14 protein-coding genes are annotated in these 15,490 nt (G+C 71.0%); 5 read left to right on the top strand and 9 right to left on the bottom strand.

From position 1 onward, the window contains the following. Nucleotides 1–97 precede the first annotated feature (97 nt). The 3 genes from guaB to AOQ37_RS01745 form a co-directional block, all read right to left on the bottom strand. On the bottom strand, nt 98–1,603 hold the full coding sequence (gene guaB, locus AOQ37_RS01755) for an IMP dehydrogenase (protein ID WP_062640386.1): 1,506 nt from the start codon (nt 1,601–1,603) through the stop codon (nt 98–100). 177 nt (nt 1,604–1,780) lie between these two features. After that, complete coding sequence (locus tag AOQ37_RS01750) at nt 1,781–2,368, bottom strand: sigma-70 family RNA polymerase sigma factor (protein WP_028807228.1); 588 nt, start codon at nt 2,366–2,368, stop codon at nt 1,781–1,783. A 452-nt stretch (nt 2,369–2,820) separates the two neighbouring features. Further along, nucleotides 2,821–3,432, bottom strand: coding sequence for a response regulator transcription factor (locus tag AOQ37_RS01745; RefSeq protein WP_003948568.1), 612 nt, complete (start codon nt 3,430–3,432; stop codon nt 2,821–2,823). 379 nt (nt 3,433–3,811) lie between these two features. Here AOQ37_RS01745 and AOQ37_RS01740 point away from each other — a divergent pair, with 379 nt between their 5' ends. Next, nucleotides 3,812–4,141, top strand: a complete 330-nt coding sequence (locus AOQ37_RS01740; RefSeq protein WP_020132152.1) for a WhiB family transcriptional regulator — start codon at nt 3,812–3,814, stop codon at nt 4,139–4,141. A gap of 87 nt (nt 4,142–4,228) precedes the next feature. Here the strand turns inward: AOQ37_RS01740 and AOQ37_RS01735 are convergent, their stop codons facing one another. After that, complete coding sequence (locus AOQ37_RS01735; protein WP_062640384.1) at nt 4,229–5,164, bottom strand: LysR family transcriptional regulator; 936 nt, start codon at nt 5,162–5,164, stop codon at nt 4,229–4,231. A gap of 80 nt (nt 5,165–5,244) precedes the next feature. Here AOQ37_RS01735 and AOQ37_RS01730 point away from each other — a divergent pair, with 80 nt between their 5' ends. The 3 genes from AOQ37_RS01730 to AOQ37_RS01720 all read left to right on the top strand — a co-directional run bounded on the left by AOQ37_RS01730 (nt 5,245) and on the right by AOQ37_RS01720 (nt 7,758). Further along, entirely contained in the window at nt 5,245–5,964 is a 720-nt protein-coding gene (locus AOQ37_RS01730; RefSeq protein ID WP_062640382.1) for an MOSC domain-containing protein, read from the top strand. Nucleotides 5,965–6,187: 223 nt separating this feature from the next. Beyond that, entirely contained in the window at nt 6,188–6,961 is a 774-nt protein-coding gene (locus AOQ37_RS01725) for an SDR family NAD(P)-dependent oxidoreductase (protein ID WP_062640378.1), read from the top strand. Nucleotides 6,962–7,050: 89 nt separating this feature from the next. Then, nucleotides 7,051–7,758 (top strand): ester cyclase, encoded by a 708-nt coding sequence (locus AOQ37_RS01720; protein WP_062640376.1) that lies wholly within the window; start codon nt 7,051–7,053, stop codon nt 7,756–7,758. 116 nt (nt 7,759–7,874) lie between these two features. Here AOQ37_RS01720 and groL read toward each other — a convergent pair whose 3' ends face one another. The 4 genes from groL to AOQ37_RS01700 form a co-directional block, all read right to left on the bottom strand. Then, a complete protein-coding gene (gene groL / locus AOQ37_RS01715; RefSeq protein WP_062640374.1) occupies nt 7,875–9,500 on the bottom strand; it encodes a chaperonin GroEL in 1,626 nt (541 codons plus the stop codon). A 111-nt stretch (nt 9,501–9,611) separates the two neighbouring features. Continuing rightward, a complete protein-coding gene (gene groES, locus AOQ37_RS01710) occupies nt 9,612–9,920 on the bottom strand; it encodes a co-chaperone GroES (protein ID WP_020132158.1) in 309 nt (102 codons plus the stop codon). 259 nt (nt 9,921–10,179) lie between these two features. Next, nucleotides 10,180–11,004, bottom strand: a complete 825-nt coding sequence (locus tag AOQ37_RS01705) for a polysaccharide deacetylase family protein (RefSeq protein ID WP_374701469.1) — start codon at nt 11,002–11,004, stop codon at nt 10,180–10,182. Continuing rightward, complete coding sequence (locus AOQ37_RS01700) at nt 11,001–11,990, bottom strand: polysaccharide deacetylase family protein (protein WP_374701468.1); 990 nt, start codon at nt 11,988–11,990, stop codon at nt 11,001–11,003. The genes AOQ37_RS01705 and AOQ37_RS01700 overlap by 4 nt, the downstream gene beginning before the upstream one ends. Nucleotides 11,991–12,129: 139 nt before the next feature. Between AOQ37_RS01700 and AOQ37_RS01695 the strand changes: the two genes are divergently transcribed. After that, nucleotides 12,130–13,326, top strand: coding sequence for a THUMP-like domain-containing protein (locus AOQ37_RS01695; RefSeq protein ID WP_062641355.1), 1,197 nt, complete (start codon nt 12,130–12,132; stop codon nt 13,324–13,326). On the opposite strand, the gene AOQ37_RS01690 is transcribed toward AOQ37_RS01695, so the two are convergent. Then, entirely contained in the window at nt 13,304–15,346 is a 2,043-nt protein-coding gene (locus AOQ37_RS01690) for a cell wall-binding repeat-containing protein (protein WP_234436761.1), read from the bottom strand. The genes AOQ37_RS01695 and AOQ37_RS01690 overlap by 23 nt on opposite strands. Nucleotides 15,347–15,490 lie beyond the last annotated feature (144 nt).

The following is a 15,490-nucleotide window of genomic DNA, read 5'->3' as shown; positions in this document are numbered from 1 at the left end:
GTCTTCCAGTATCGCCGACGGGTACGACAAGGGCGGCCCCGGAGTCCCCGGGGCCGCCCTTGGTACGCCTGACCAACGCTTCACGCGCGCGTGCGGGTCACTTACGGCTGTAGTTCGGCGCCTCGACCGTCATCTGGATGTCGTGCGGGTGGCTCTCCTTGAGGCCCGCGGAGGTGATCCGGACGAAGCGGCCGTTGTCCTGGAGCTCCGGCACGGTCCGGCCGCCGACGTAGAACATCGACTGGCGCAGGCCGCCGACCAGCTGGTGGACGACGGAGGACAGCGGGCCGCGGTAGGGCACCTGTCCCTCGATGCCCTCGGGGATCAGCTGCTCGTCGGAGGCGACACCCTCCTGGAAGTAGCGGTCCTTGGAGAACGACTTGCGCTCGCCGCGGGTCTGCATGGCGCCCAGGGAGCCCATGCCGCGGTAGGACTTGAACTGCTTGCCGTTGATGAACAGCAGCTCGCCCGGCGACTCCTCGCAGCCCGCGAGCAGCGAGCCGAGCATCACCGTGTCGGCACCCGCGACCAGGGCCTTGGCGATGTCGCCGGAGTACTGGAGGCCGCCGTCGCCGATGACCGGTACACCGGCCTCCTTGGCGGCGAGCGCGGCCTCGTAGATGGCGGTGACCTGCGGGACGCCGATGCCGGCGACCACGCGGGTCGTACAGATGGAGCCCGGTCCTACACCGACCTTGATGGCGTCGGCGCCCGCGTCCACGAGGGACTTGGCGCCGTCGCGGGTGGCGATGTTGCCGCCGATGACGTCGACGCCCGTGTGGTTCGACTTGATCTTGGCGATCATGTCGCCGACGAGCCGCGAGTGGCCGTGGGCGGTGTCCACGACGATGAAGTCGACACCGCGCTCGATCAGGGCCTGGGCCCGCTCGAAGGAGTCACCGGCCACGCCGACGGCGGCGCCGACCAGCAGCCGGCCCTCGGCGTCCTTCGCGGCGTGCGGGTACTTCTCCGCCTTGACGAAGTCCTTGACCGTGATGAGGCCCTTGAGGACACCCTCGTCGTCGACCAGCGGAAGCTTCTCGATCTTGTGCTTGCGCAGCAGCTCCATGGCCTCGACGCCGGAGATGCCGACCTTGCCGGTGACCAGCGGCATCGGCGTCATGACCTCGTGCACGCGGCGCGAACGGTCGGTCTCGAAGGCGATGTCGCGGTTGGTGACGATGCCGAGCAGCCGCTTGTTGCCGTCGGTGACCGGGACACCGCTGATGCGGAACTTGCCGCACAGCGCGTCGGCCTCGGCGAGCGTGGCCTCCGGGTGGATGGTGATCGGGTCGGTCACCATGCCGGACTCGGAGCGCTTGACGAGGTCGACCTGGTTGGCCTGGTCCTCGATGGAGAGATTGCGGTGCAGAACACCGACGCCGCCCTGACGGGCCATCGCGATCGCCATGCGCGATTCGGTGACCTTGTCCATGGCGGCGGAGAGCAGCGGGATGTTCACCCGCACGTTCTTCGAGACGTACGAGGCGGTGTCGATCTCGTCGGGAGCCATGTCCGACGGGCCCGGCAGCAGCAGCACGTCGTCGTAGGTGAGCCCGAGGGTCGCGAATTTTCCGGGCACTCCGTCGACGTTGGCAGTCATGACACCTTCCCCAAATGGCCTTGATCGGTGCGGATGTCCATGCTAACGGGAACCGCACCTCCCGAATTCCACGGTCGGACGTGACTCCGGGCTTCGTATGTTCGTACGGAAACCGTCGGCGCCCTGTTCAGCGACGCGCCTTTCGAGGGCGGCGCCAGGGGGCCACCGCGGATCGCGCTACTGCTCGGCGAGCGCCCGCAGTCTGCTCAGCGCCCGGTGCTGGGCGACCCGGACCGCGCCGGGTGACATTCCCAACATCTGGCCGGTCTCCTCGGCGGTGAGGCCCACCGCGATCCGCAGCAGGAGCAGTTCCCGCTGGTTCTCGGGCAGGTTGGCCATCAGCTTCTTGGCCCATTCGGCGTCGCTGCTGAGCAGGGCGCGCTCCTCGGGACCGAGCGAGTCGTCCGGCCGTTCGGGCATCTCGTCGGAGGGCACCGCCGTCGAGCCCGGGTGGCGCATCGCGGCGCGCTGGAGATCGGCGACCTTGTGCGCGGCGATGGCGAAGACGAAGGCCTCGAAAGGCCTGCCGGTGTCCCGGTAACGGGGCAGGGCGAGAAGAACCGCCACGCAGACTTCCTGCGCGAGGTCCTCGACGAAGTGGCGCGCGTCGCCGGGCAGCCGGGACAGCCGGGTACGGCAGTAGCGCAGCGCCAAGGGGTGGACATGGGCCAGCAGGTCATGAGTGGCCTGCTCGTCGCCGTCCACGGCGCGATGGACGAGCGACCCGATCGTCCCCACGGCAGTGACCGCCTCGTCATCGCGCATCGGTCCATGGTGCACTGCGGCCGGACCGGCCGCGGCACCGTGCCCTTCGTTGTGCACCGAAGCGTTATGAGCAGGTGCGCCGGAAGTCATCCCCTGCGCCCTCCCCTCCCGCTCGACCGACTCGTCCCCGAGGAACTCCACACCTCAAGGATGCGGCATCCGCGGCGAAACGAGCAGCGGGCATCCTGCGAGAGGCTGCGCCGCTCCGGTACGCCGTGCGGTGACAGAGGTTGCCGTCCGGCCTCCGCACCGCGTCTGAGCTGGGAGTTCGGTCCACGACCCCGCTCCCCTCACCGGATGACGGATGTCACCCGAAGCCGATCGGATCCACCGGACGGCCGCGGTCCGTCCCTCGGTGGACCGGCCCGGCCCGGTCCCGCTCGGGTCCGCTCCGGGCCCGCGGGGACGGACATCGGAGACAGGCGGCGGGGACGGGCAGGCGGGGAGAGCTCCTAGCGGACCAGTCCCCACCGGAAGCCGAGCGCCACCGCGTGCGCGCGGTCCGAGGCGCCGAGCTTCTTGAAGAGCCGGCGGGCGTGCGTCTTGACGGTGTCCTCGGAGAGGAACAGCTCACGGCCGATCTCCGCGTTGGAGCGGCCGTGGCTCATGCCCTCGAGGACCTGGATCTCACGGGCGGTGAGCGTGGGCGCCGCGCCCATCTCGGCCGAGCGCAGCCGGCGCGGGGCGAGCCGCCAGGTCGGGTCGGCGAGCGCCTGCGTGACGGTCGCGCGCAGTTCGGCGCGCGAGGCGTCCTTGTGCAGATAGCCGCGGGCGCCGGCGGCCACCGCGAGGGCGACGCCGTCGAGGTCCTCCGCGACCGTCAGCATGATGATGCGTGCTCCCGGGTCGGCGGACAGCAGTCGCCGTACGGTCTCGACGCCGCCCAGTCCGGGCATGCGTACGTCCATCAGAATCAGGTCCGAGCGGTCGGCACCCCAGCGGCGGAGGACTTCCTCGCCGTTGGCCGCCGTCGTCACGCGCTCGACGCCGGGCACGGTCGCGACCGCGCGGCGGAGCGCCTCTCGGGCAAGCGGGGAGTCGTCGCAGACGAGGACGGATGTCATGGCCGCCCTCCGCAGCTGATGCGCGTCACCTTGTGCCTCCAGGCTGTTACGAATCGTCACCTGTGCGGTCGACCGTCTCGGACGCCTGCCCGAGCGTTTGTGTTTTCAACCGCCACCGCACTCTCAACGACGGTCACTCGAAAGAGTTACGGGGCCGCATGCATTCTTCGGCACTCTACGTGAGGGGGCGGATACAGAGGAGGCAGCCACACGGACCCTCAAGCTTTCATCACAAGCGATGCCCCATTCGGCCCTATTTCTTCCCTTTTACTGGTGTCTGAGGCTAGATTCGCAATGAGTCATATTTTCATCTCCTTAGATCGTAGTTGTACGGTCGTGGGCACCGTATCCGCTCTGAACGGCTACAAGGGGTCACGCAATGGCAGATTTCTCCCGCCTTCCCGGACCGAACGCGGACCTGTGGGACTGGCAGCTCCTCGCTGCCTGCCGCGGGGTGGACAGTTCGCTCTTCTTCCATCCGGAGGGTGAGCGCGGGGCGGCTCGGAGCGCTCGAGAGAACTCGGCCAAGGAGGTCTGCATGAGGTGCCCGGTCCGCGCGCAGTGTGCGGCGCACGCGCTGGCGGTACGCGAGCCGTACGGCGTGTGGGGCGGGTTGACCGAGGACGAGCGCGAGGAGCTGATGGGCCGGGCGCGCAATCGCCTGGTGTCGGCGTCGTCGGGCGCGAGAGACGCGTCCTCGAACACATGAAGGAACGTTTCTTCAAAGCGCTGTGACGCGGCGGTCCCGAAAAACGGCGGGCACACACGTGTGTGCCCGCCGTTTTTTCGCTGCCGGTCAGCCGACGCGTGCCGCCGCCCGGCCCAGCTGCTCCAGCGTGGCCGACACCGCCGGCACCTGGGCCAGGTCGGGCAGCGTGAGCGCGACGATCTCCCGTCGCACCGCCGGTTCCAGGGCCACCGCGCGGACACCGCGCGGCCGGACGGACTCGATCGCGAGCTGGGGCAGCACGGCGACGCCGAGGCCCGCGCCCACCAGGCCGACCACCGCCGGGTAGTCGTCGGTCGCGAAGTCGATGCGGGGCGTGAAGCCCGCGCTCTCGCACACCTGGACCAGTTGTCCGCGGCAGCGGGGACAGCCGGCGATCCACGGTTCGGCGGCGAGGTCGCCGATCGCGACGGACCCCGAGGGGTCGGTGCGCGCCAGGCGGTGCCGTTCGGGGACGAGAGCGACCAGCCGGTCCGTCAGCAGCGGCCGTACGACGAGGTCGTCCCACTCGCCTTCGCCCGCCTGGGCGGCGTCGCCGGTGCCCGTCGCGCGTTCGTAGCGGAAGGCGAGAGCGATGTCGCAGTCGCCCTCGCGGAGGAGTTCGACCGACTTCGGCGGCTCGGCCTCCTCCAGCGAGACCCGGGTCCCGGGGTGGGCCGCGCGCAGGGCGGCGAGGGCGGTGGGGACGAGGGTGGAGCTGCCGCTGGGGAAGGACACCAGACGGACCCGGCCGGCCCGCAGGCCCGCGATGGCGGCGACCTCCTCCTCGGCCGCGGTCAGGCCGGACAGGATGCCGGCCGCGTGCCGGACGAGGGCCTCGCCCGCCTGGGTCAGGCGCATCTCGCGTCCGCTGCGGACCAGCAGGGGCGTGCCGACGGACGCCTCCAGGGCCTTCATCTGCTGGCTGACGGCCGGCTGGGTGCAGCCCAGTTCGCGCGCCGCCGCCGAGAAGGAACCGCCGGCGGCCACGGCACGCAGGACGCGGAGATGACGGGCCTCGATCATTCATCGAGCATAAGGGAGCCTTGGGCAGCCAGGCGAATAATGCGTCGACACTTTGACCTCAGGGCTCGTACCGTGCCGCTATGAGGCTTCTGTCTGTGAATCTGGGCCGCCCGAAGGCCGTGCCGTACACCGACCACCCGCAGGGGCTGACCGGGATCGACAAACGGCCGGTCGAAGGGCCCGTGCGGGTCGCGGCGCCCGGCCCCAAGGGGGTCGGGGGCAGCGGACTGGCCGGGGACGCGGTGTGCCACCTGCGCCACCACGGCGGCGACGACCAGGCGGTGTACGCCGTCGCGCGCGAGGACCTCGACGACTGGGAGCGCGAGCTGGGGCGCCCGCTGGCCAACGGCGCGTTCGGCGAGAACCTCACCACCACGGGGCTCGACGTCTCCGGCGCGCGGATCGGCGAGCGCTGGCGGGTCGGCCCCGACCTGGTGCTGGAGGTGACCTCCGGGCGGATACCGTGCCGCACCTTCCAGGGCCACCTGGGCGAGAAGCGGTGGGTCAGGAGGTTCACCGAGAAGGCGGCCACCGGCGCGTATCTGCGGGTGATCGTGCCGGGCGAGATCCGCGCGGGGGACGAGGTGCGGATCGTCCACCTGCCGGAGCACGAGGTGACGGCCCGGATGGAGTTCCAGGCGGGCACCACGCACCGGGAGCTGCTGCCCCGGCTGCTCGCGGCGGGCGAGGCGCTGCACCCGGAGGCGCTGGCGGCGGCCCGTAGGTACGTGGAGAAATACGGGGACGAGTCCGGGAACGAGTCCGGGATCGCCTCCGGGAAGGGGTCCGGGGGCAGGTGAGGGGTGGGCAGGGAGCAGGTGAGGGGCGGGCAGGGAGCAGGTCGGGGGCCAAGTGCGGTGACGGGTAAGGGGGCTGAGTTCGCGTCAGTCCGGCCCGTGCCAGGTGCCCGGGGAGCGGATGGGGCGCGGGACGGCGTACGCGGTCTCACGCACGAGCCCTTCACCTTCGGGAGGCCGCGTGCAGACATCGGACGCCCGTACTCCGGGTCACTAATCTTCTGCCATGACAACGGCTCTGATTACGGGTTCGACCGCGGGCATCGGCGCCGCGTTCGCGCGCAGACTGGCGGCGGACGGGCATGATCTCGTCCTCGTGGCACGGGACATCAAGCGGCTGCGCGAGCAGGCGACCGAGTTGCACGACCGGCACGGCATCGAGGCGGAGGTGCTGACGGCCGACCTCGCCACGGACGAGGGCATCGAGGCGGTGGCCGCGCGGCTCGGCGACCGCAAGAACCCCGTCGACCTGCTGATCAACAACGCCGGCTTCGGCAACAAGGGCCGCTATCTCGACGTGTCCATGGCCGACGAGCTGAGGATGCTCAAGGTGCACTGCGAGGCCGTGCTGCGGCTGACGTCCGCGGCGACGGCGGCGATGCGCGAACGCGGGCGCGGGGGTGTCGTCAACGTGGCCTCGGTGGCGGCCTTCGTCCCGCGCGGGACGTACGGGGCGTCCAAGGCGTGGGTCGTGCAGTTCACCCAGGGAGCCGCGAAGGACCTGGCGGGGAGCGGGGTGCGGCTGATGGCGCTGTGCCCCGGGTTCGTGCGCACGGAGTTCCACGAGCGGGCCGGGATGGGCACGGACAACATCCCGGGCTGGATGTGGCTGGACGCGGACAAGCTGGTCGCGGCCGCGCTGCACGACCTGGCGCGCGGGAAGTCGCTGTCGATCCCCGACCCCCGCTACAAGGCGCTGATGGGGCTGGTGAAGGTGACCCCCCGGGCGCTGCTCGGCGGCATCAGCTCCAGGACGGGCCGGAAGTACGGGCCCCAGTAGCGGCCCCGGCGGTGGACGGGTGACGTCGGCGCTCCGGTGGGAAAATGAGCGTGACGGAGACCGGACCCAGGGGGGCCGGAGGCGGCGTCATGACGTTCGTACAGCTCATCGACTGCAAGACCAGCCGGTTCGACGAGATGGACCGGCTGATGGACACCTGGGTCGAACAGACCAGGGGCAAGCGGACCGCGTCGCACGCGGTGGTCGGCAAGGACCGCTCGGACGCGTCGCACTTCATCGAGATCGTGGAGTTCCCCTCGTACGAGGAGGCGATGCGCAACTCGAACCTTCCGGAGACCGACAAGGTCTTCCGGGAGCTGGTGGCCCTGTGCGACGAGATGCCGACCTTCACGGATCTCGACGTCGTACGGGACGAGCAGTTGTACGCCGGGACGGCGCGGCGGTTCTTCGAGACGATCGGCGCGCCCGGCGAACTGGCTCCGCTGGACGGTCTGCTGGCCGAGGACTACCACGACCACGATCCCGCCAACGAGCAGGACACCATGGGGATGGACGCGATGCGCCGGGAGGTCGAGATGTGGCGGGGCGGGTTCGACTTCGCCTTCACCCTCGAGGACCAGATCGAGCAGGGCGACCGCGTGTGCACCCGGTGGACCTGGACCGGCACCCACAAGGGCGACTTCATGGGGATCCCGGCCACGGGTAAGCGGGTCACCATGACCGGCACGACCGTCTGCCGGTGCCGGGAGGACGGGAAGATCGTCGAGGCCTGGTGGCAGTACGACCGGCTGGGGCTGATGGAGCAGTTGGGGGCGCTGGACGCGCTGGAGCGGTAGTGGACGCCGAGGCCCGGCACCCCTTGTCGCATGGGGTGCCGGGCCTCTGCCGTGCTGTCGACCCGGGTCGGTGGTCGGTGCCTACCGGCCCGGGTCGGGGTCACCGACGCGCTGCGTCAGTGGGAGTGGCCGTGGCTGTGGCCCGCGGCGGCCGGCTCTTCCTCTTCCTTCTTCTCGACGACCAGGGTCTCGGTCGTCAGGAGGAGGGAGGCGATGGAGGCGGCGTTCTCCAGGGCGGAGCGGGTGACCTTGACCGGGTCGATGACGCCGGCCTTGACCAGGTCGCCGTACTCGCCGGTCGCGGCGTTGAAGCCCTGGCCCTTGTCGAGCTCGGCGACCTTGGCCGTGATGACGTAGCCCTCGAGGCCCGCGTTCTCGGCGATCCAGCGCAGCGGCTCGACGACGGCGCGGCGCACGACGGCGACACCGGTCGCCTCGTCGCCGGTCTTGCCGAGGCCGCCCTCCAGCACCTTGGCGGCGTGGACGAGAGCGGAGCCACCGCCGGAGACGATGCCCTCCTCGACCGCGGCGCGGGTCGCGGAGATGGCGTCCTCGAGACGGTGCTTCTTCTCCTTCAGCTCCACCTCGGTGGCGGCGCCGACCTTGATGACGCACACGCCGCCGGCCAGCTTCGCGAGGCGCTCCTGGAGCTTCTCGCGGTCCCAGTCGGAGTCCGTGTTCTCGATCTCGGCCTTGATCTGCGCGACGCGGCCCGTGACCTCGGAGGAGTCGCCGGCGCCGTCGACGACCGTGGTGTCGTCCTTGGTGACGGTGACGCGGCGGGCGGAGCCGAGCACGTCGACGCCGACCTGGTCGAGCTTGAGGCCGACCTCCTCGGAGATGACCGTGGCGCCGGTGAGGACGGCCAGGTCCTGGAGCATCGCCTTGCGGCGGTCACCGAAGCCGGGGGCCTTCACGGCGACCGCGTTGAAGGTGCCGCGGATCTTGTTCACGACCAGGGTCGACAGGGCCTCGCCCTCGAGGTCCTCGGCGATGATCAGCAGCGGGCGGGAGGAGTTGGTCTGGATGACCTTCTCCAGCAGCGGCAGCAGGTCGGAGATCGAGGAGATCTTGCCCTGGTTGATGAGGATGTAGGGGTCCTCGAGGACGGCCTCCATGCGCTCCTGGTCCGTCACGAAGTACGGCGACAGGTAGCCCTTGTCGAAGGCCATGCCCTCGGTGAAGTCCAGCTCCAGACCGAAGGTGTTGGACTCCTCGACGGTGATGACACCGTCCTTGCCGACCTTGTCCATCGCCTCGGCGATGAGCTCGCCGACCTGCTGGTCCTGGGCGGACAGCGCGGCGACGGCGGCGATGTCGGACTTCTCGTCGATCGGGCGGGCGGTGGCCAGCAGATCGTCGGAGATGGCCTTGACGGCGGCGTCGATGCCCTTCTTCAGGGAGGCCGGGGACGCGCCGGCGGCGACGTTGCGCAGACCCTCGCGTACGAGCGCCTGGGCGAGCACGGTGGCGGTGGTCGTACCGTCACCCGCGATGTCGTTGGTCTTGGTCGCCACCTCCTTCACCAGCTGGGCACCGAGGTTCTCGTACGGGTCGTCGAGCTCGACCTCGCGGGCGATCGTGACACCGTCGTTGGTGATGGTCGGGGCGCCGAACTTCTTGTCGATGACGACGTTGCGGCCCTTGGGGCCGATCGTCACCTTGACCGTGTCGGCAAGCTTGTTGACGCCGCGCTCGAGGGCGCGACGGGCGTCCTCGTCGAACTTCAGGATCTTCGCCATGGGAGCGGTTCAGCCCTCTCGGAAAACGTGGGAGAAACGAACTGCGCCCCCAGCACCCGGCTTCACAAAGTCGCGGGGCCAGGAGCGCAGTTCACTGCAAAACTGGGTGAATTACTTCTCGATGATCGCGAGCACGTCGCGAGCCGAGAGGACGAGGTACTCCTCGCCGTTGTACTTCACCTCGGTGCCGCCGTACTTGCTGTACAGGACAACGTCGCCGACCTTGACGTCGAGCGGCAGGCGCTCGCCGTTCTCGAAGCGACCCGGGCCCACCGCGAGGACGGCGCCCTCCTGGGGCTTCTCCTTCGCGGTGTCCGGGATGACCAGGCCAGAGGCGGTGGTCTGCTCGGCGTCGAGCGGCTGGACCACAATGCGGTCCTCGAGCGGCTTGATGGCAACCTTGGAGCTGGTGGTCGTCACGATCCGACCTCCCCCTTCGGAGATCTCACGGGGCTAACTGTCTGAGGTGGCGACCAGGTGGATCCGTCGTCGCGGGTGCCGGACCTGCCCGTCGCTGTTGGCACTCTCCAGGGGGGAGTGCCAGAAGCGAGACTATGACCGCGATTAGCACTCGGTCAAGCGGAGTGCCAATGCCGACGGCGCGTCGGCAGGTTTTCGGGCGGCGGGCCCCCGTCGCCGGACCGGGAGACCGCCGCCCGCACCGGACCGGAAGGATCCCTCAGACGTAGTCCTCCAGTCGGGCCACCGTCAGGTTCTCTTCCTGGATGCGGCGCAGGAGGCGGGTCGTGCGGTCGCGCAGGCCCGGGCCCGTCGACTCGTCGGGGGCCACGGCGATGACGTCGCCGGGGTGGAGGCGGTGGGGGCCGTGGGTGAAGGTGAGGCCGGTGGGGCCCATCGAGGCGCGCCACAGGACGATGGCCGCGATGCCGCAGTCGGCGGCGGCGCGCCGGGTGGTGGTGTCGTAGGCGCCGTAGGGCGGGCGGAAGAGACGCGGGCGCAGGCCGAAGCGGGCGCGGAGTTTGTCCTGCTGGCCGCAGATCTCGGCACGCTGGCCGGCGTAGGGCAGGCCGCGCAGGGCCGGGTGGTCCAGGGTGTGGTTCTGGATGTTCGCGCCCACGGACCGGAGCCGGGCGAAGTGGGCGTACCCCGGGCCCACCACGCTGTCCGTGAGGAACATGCTCACCGGGAGGCGCAGTTCGCGGACCATGTCGACGAAGCGGGGGTCGCGTTCGGCGCCGTCGTCGTAGGTGAGGAAGACGACCCGGTCGGTGGTCGGCACGTGGTCGACGACCGGCGGGAAGGCCGCTCCCGGGCTGCCCGCAAGGGAGCGGGCGGGTCGGCGCGGCGCGGGGGCCAGCGGGACCGTCAGGCCCCAGCGCCGGTACGCGTCGTGTCCTGCCGGGCCGTGCGGGCGGACCCGGGCGGCGGCCTTCTTGCCGAGCCGTTCGATCGGGTCGACGGACTGGGCGCAGCCCGTGAGGGCCGCCAGGGAGGTGAGGGTCGTCAGGATCAGCAGTACGGCCGGCAGGCCCCGCGTCCTCACAGGTAGTCCTCCAGTCGTCCCACCGCGTACCCCTTCGCCGTGACCTTGTCGAGGAACCGGCGGACCATGTCGGGCATGGTGCCCTTCCAGTCGCCGCGGCCGCGGAAGTGACTCAGCACGATGTCGCCGGGGTGCAGGTCCTGGTCCCACTCGCGGTACTCCCAGTGGTCGACGAAGACCTCCTCGGCCCAGAGCGGTGCGTAGCGCACGCCGCAGTTCTTCGCGGCGCGCAGGGTGTCCCGGTCGTAGTTGCCGAAGGGCGGCCGGAAGAGGGCCGGGCGTTTGCCGTAGCGCTTCTCGATCACGTCCTGCATGCCGCAGATCTCGCGCTTCTGGCGGGCGTAGGAGAGGGCGGGCAGGTAGGGGTGGTGCAGGGTGTGGTTGTTCAGCGCCACGCCCCGGTCCTGCATCTTCTTGAAGTACCCGTAGTCGTCCTTGACCAGGTAGTCGCTGAGGAAGGCGGTGTACGGGACCTTCAGTTCGGTCATCATGCGCAGGAACGCCGGGTCCTTCTCGGCGCCGTCGTCGATGGTGAGGAAGACGACCCGGTCCTTCGTCGGGACGGTGGTGAAGACCGGCGGCAGGCCGAGTTCCTCGTGGTCGTCGACCTCGAAGCCCTTGCGGGTGGTGATCTCCGGCTTGTGGGCGGGCGGCGCCGGGGGTGTCAACGGGACCCTCTTCAGGCCCCAGCGCCGCGCCGCGGCGATCCGGGCCTGGTGCGCGGCGCGGAGCCTGGCGGCGTACGCGTGCAGGGCGCGGGCGGGCGCCGCCGCGGGGGGCGGCCCCGCCTTGCCGGGCTGCTGGCCCGGCGCGGGGCTCGCGGGGCCGCCGGCGTCCTCGCCGCCTCCCGCGCAGCCCGAGGCGACGGTGGCCAGTGCGAGGACGGCGATCAGGCTCCGGACGCCCGCGCGCCCGTACCCGGGCCCGCGCCGACGCCGCATCCGAGAACAGCCGCGCTTGTCATCATTTTGTACGACAGGTCCCATGGCGCGGGATCCTCGCAGTCACCGCCCGGGAACCCCGTCCGACACCGCCGCCGCGGACCCACCGTCCACCGACTGGCCCAAAGAGGCCGACGAGGCGGGCGGTGACCGGTGCGGCGGGCGGCTGGTCGACAATGAGGTGGTGAACGACCTCGCTCCCCTCCGCACCTCCGAGGGCCGTGCCCTCCTCGATCTGGTGCGCGACACCGCCCCCGCCGACGAGCTCGCCGTCGCGACCCGGCTGCGCCGAGAGCACCCCGCCGAGCTGGTGTCCGCCGCGCTCGGCCAGGCCCGGCTGCGGCAGCGCGCGGCGGCGAAGTTCGGGGCCGAGGACGCGGAGCGGATGTTCTTCACGCCGAACGGCGTGGAGCAGTCGACGCGGGCGAGTGTCGCCGGATACCGGGCCGAGCGCATGAAGGCGCTGGGCGTGACGTCCGTCGCCGATCTGTGCTGCGGGATCGGGGGCGACGCGATCGCGCTGGCCCGGGCCGGGATCCGGGTGCTGGCCGTGGACCGCGACCCGGTCACCGCACAGGCGGCGCGCGCGAACGCCGAGGTGCTGGGACTGAGCGCGCTGATCGAGGTGCGGGAGGCGGACGTCACCGAGGTGGACACCGCGGGCTACGACGCCGTGTTCGTCGATCCGGCGCGCCGGGGAGGCCGCGGGCGCATCTTCGATCCCGAGGCGTACTCGCCGCCCCTGTCGTGGGCGGTGGGCGCCGCGCTCGCCGCCCCGCGCGCCGCCCTGAAGATCGCGCCCGGTGTGCCGCACGAGGCGATCCCGGCCGAGGCCGAGGCCGAGTGGATCTCGGACGGCGGGGACGTGAAGGAGGCGGTGCTGTGGTTCGGCACCGCGCCGGGGGCCGTGCGGGCCACCCTGCTCCCGGGGCCGCGGACACTGCTCGGCGCCGGGCTGCCCGACCCGGACGTGCGGCCGGTCGGCCGGTATCTGTACGAGCCGGACGGCGCCGTCGTCCGGGCCCATCTGGTCGCCGACGTGGCCCGGGACCTCGACGGCGGACTGATCGACGAGACCATCGCCTACGTCACCGCCGACACCCTGCGCCCCACCCCGTACGCCACCGCCTACGAGATCACCGACCGGCTTCCGTTCAACGTGAAGAAGCTGAAGGCGCTGCTGCGCGAACGCGGGGTCGGGATCCTGACCGTGAAGAAGCGGGGGTCGGCGGTGGAGCCGGAGGAGCTGCGCAGGAAGGTGCTTCCCAAGGGTCACGGGCCGAACGCGGCGACCGTGTTCCTGACCCGGGTGGCGGGGGCGCCGACGATGCTCGTCGGCGCCCCCGCCGGGCCGGCCGTTACTGCCGGTGGAGCGTCTTGAGCGCTGCCAGGTTCGGCTGGGCGCCGACCGGGCCGGGACGCTGCCCGGTGGTGACCGCGGCCTCGCCGCCGGTGGGCGCGGCGAAGGCGCTCGCCGACGTGCTCGGCGGGATGACACCGTTGAAGTACGGGCGGTACTCGACGTAGGCGCTGCCCGCGCCCATCGTGGCACCCACGGTGTTCAGCGCGGCCGGGGAGATCGAGCTGTTGACGCCGAAGGCCGCCGTGAAGTGGACGCTGGCCGTCTCCCGCTGGTAGTAGCTGGTGAGTTCGGCCGACGGGGCGGCGGCGCTGCTGGTCCACAGGAGCGGGCCGAAGACGTTCATGGCCGAGGCCGCCGACACGCCGTCGCGCCAGGAGCCGGAGTAGGCGAGGCCGGTCTGGCTCGGCGCGGACCACCAGAACAGGGCGATGGCCACCGAGATCGACGGGTCCGTGGTACCCGAGATCGGGTAGTAGGAGTACGTCGACGGCCAGCGCGAGAAGCTCGAGTGGGTCAGCGCGTACTTCGCCGCCGAACCGACCGTGATGATCATGGTCTTGTCGGGGTTCAGGCTGTTCAGGTACGACTGCACCGACGCGGTCAGCTTGGTGCCGTTCGTGAGCACGACACCACCCGCGCTGGCGGCGCCGTCCGAGCCGGCCGCGGCCGCCGCCGACAGGGCCGCGCGGTACTCGGTGCCGCCGGCCAGGAAGACGTACTTCGGGGCGGAGCTGATGGTCTTGCTCACCATCACCGAGGTCGCGTAGCGGTCCGCGCCGGTCAGCCGCACGGGGACGTAGCCGAGCGCCTTCACCTGGTTGAGGACGTTGTTGTCGAGGACGGACGTGCTGCCGACCAGGTACACGGGCTTGCCGGGCTTCAGCATCCGCTTCAGCTCGTTCTTCGTCGTCGAGGACAGCCCGGTCTTCTGCGTCATCAGCACCGGGCCCTCCTTCCGGCCGGCCAGGGCGGGCGCGGTGACGGCGTACGCCGGGTCGTCCTGGTTCACCAGGACGGCGGACTTGGCGTCCATCAGGCCGGGCACGCTCTGGCCGATGGTGTTCCAGGTCCAGCGGGAGGAGGCGGTGGCGGTGAGATAGGCGTTGGCGCCCCAGACCCGCGCGGTGCTGTTCTTGCGCAGCGGCTGCCAGCTGGGGTTGCTGCTCTGCGTCGCGCCGGTGACCGCGGTCAGCTCACCGGTGGCCGTGTCGACGTACTCGACGGTGTGCACGTCGTCGCTGTTCGGCGAGGTGTGGGCGTCGAAGACGATCCGCTTGCCGGTGGGCGACCAGGACGGGGCGGCGTACCGGCGCGGGCCGGTGGTGAGCTGCTTGACGTCGGTGCCGTCGGCGTTCGCCGTGAAGATCTGCGGGTTGCCGTCGGTGTCCTTGCGGACGAACGCCAGCTTGGTGCCGTCCGGCGACCAGGCGGGCTGCTCGGCGTCGGCCAGGGCGAGCTTGACCGTGTTCGCCGCGGCGTCGAAGACGTACACGCCGGCCGCGGCGTCGCAACTGCCCGCGCGGCGCTCGAAGGCGACCAGGCCCTTGACGTTCACGCTCGGCTCGGAGTCGCAGACGGTGGCCGGTTCCAGGTTCGCCGGCAGCAGCGGGCCGGGTGCCCAGGAGGCGTCGGAGGGACCGTAGACGAGCTGGCCGCCGCTGGCGAAGACGACGAAACGGCCGCCGTTCCAGAAGGTCAGGTCCTCGTACGGGGCGCTGGAGCGCAGGCCCTGCGCCCACGGCAGGGTGATCTTCTTGGTGCCGTTGGGCAGCACGCTGGAGATCTGGCCGGAGACGCTGACCACGCGGCTTCCGTCCGGCGCCCAGGTGGCGTAACTCCCCACGTTGGGGATGGTGCTGGTGGTGCCGGTGACGGGGTCGACCAGCAACCCGCCGTCATTGAGGATCTTGCCCTCGGTTCCCGGCCAGGGACCGGCGTCGTCGGCGACGGCGCCGGGTGCGGCGGCCAGGGCGCCCGCGGCGGCGAGCGCCGCCACGGTGGCGAGCGCCGCGGTACGGCGGCGCGTGAACAGTCTCAAGTTGTCGACCCCCGGGGATCACATGATGTCGTCGGAGCCGCGCGTGGGCCGGGTCGGCGTCGTCCCCCGTCGCCTGTTTCCCTCGGCCGCACAGTCGTTTCACAGCGGCCCGATCACTTTAGGTCGCCACCGCGACGAAGGGAA

The organism is Streptomyces maremycinicus (assembly GCF_001184025.1).
Taxonomy (GTDB): domain Bacteria; phylum Actinomycetota; class Actinomycetes; order Streptomycetales; family Streptomycetaceae; genus Streptomyces; species Streptomyces maremycinicus.
Note: the sequence above shows the minus strand (reverse complement) of the source record. Positions and strands in the feature narration are given on the sequence as shown.

Bases quoted from the DNA above. Each gene is read 5' to 3' on its own strand.
- guaB (WP_062640386.1), bottom strand. From the start codon at position 1,603: ATGACTGCCAACGTCGACGGAGTGCCCGGAAAATTCGCGACCCTCGGG.
- AOQ37_RS01750 (WP_028807228.1), bottom strand. From the start codon at position 2,368: ATGCGCGATGACGAGGCGGTCACTGCCGTGGGGACGATCGGGTCGCTC.
- AOQ37_RS01745 (WP_003948568.1), bottom strand. From the start codon at position 3,432: ATGACATCCGTCCTCGTCTGCGACGACTCCCCGCTTGCCCGAGAGGCG.
- AOQ37_RS01740 (WP_020132152.1), top strand. From the start codon at position 3,812: ATGGCAGATTTCTCCCGCCTTCCCGGACCGAACGCGGACCTGTGGGAC.
- AOQ37_RS01735 (WP_062640384.1), bottom strand. From the start codon at position 5,164: ATGATCGAGGCCCGTCATCTCCGCGTCCTGCGTGCCGTGGCCGCCGGC.
- AOQ37_RS01730 (WP_062640382.1), top strand. From the start codon at position 5,245: ATGAGGCTTCTGTCTGTGAATCTGGGCCGCCCGAAGGCCGTGCCGTAC.
- AOQ37_RS01725 (WP_062640378.1), top strand. From the start codon at position 6,188: ATGACAACGGCTCTGATTACGGGTTCGACCGCGGGCATCGGCGCCGCG.
- AOQ37_RS01720 (WP_062640376.1), top strand. From the start codon at position 7,051: ATGACGTTCGTACAGCTCATCGACTGCAAGACCAGCCGGTTCGACGAG.
- groL (WP_062640374.1), bottom strand. From the start codon at position 9,500: ATGGCGAAGATCCTGAAGTTCGACGAGGACGCCCGTCGCGCCCTCGAG.
- AOQ37_RS01700 (WP_374701468.1), bottom strand. From the start codon at position 11,990: ATGGGACCTGTCGTACAAAATGATGACAAGCGCGGCTGTTCTCGGATG.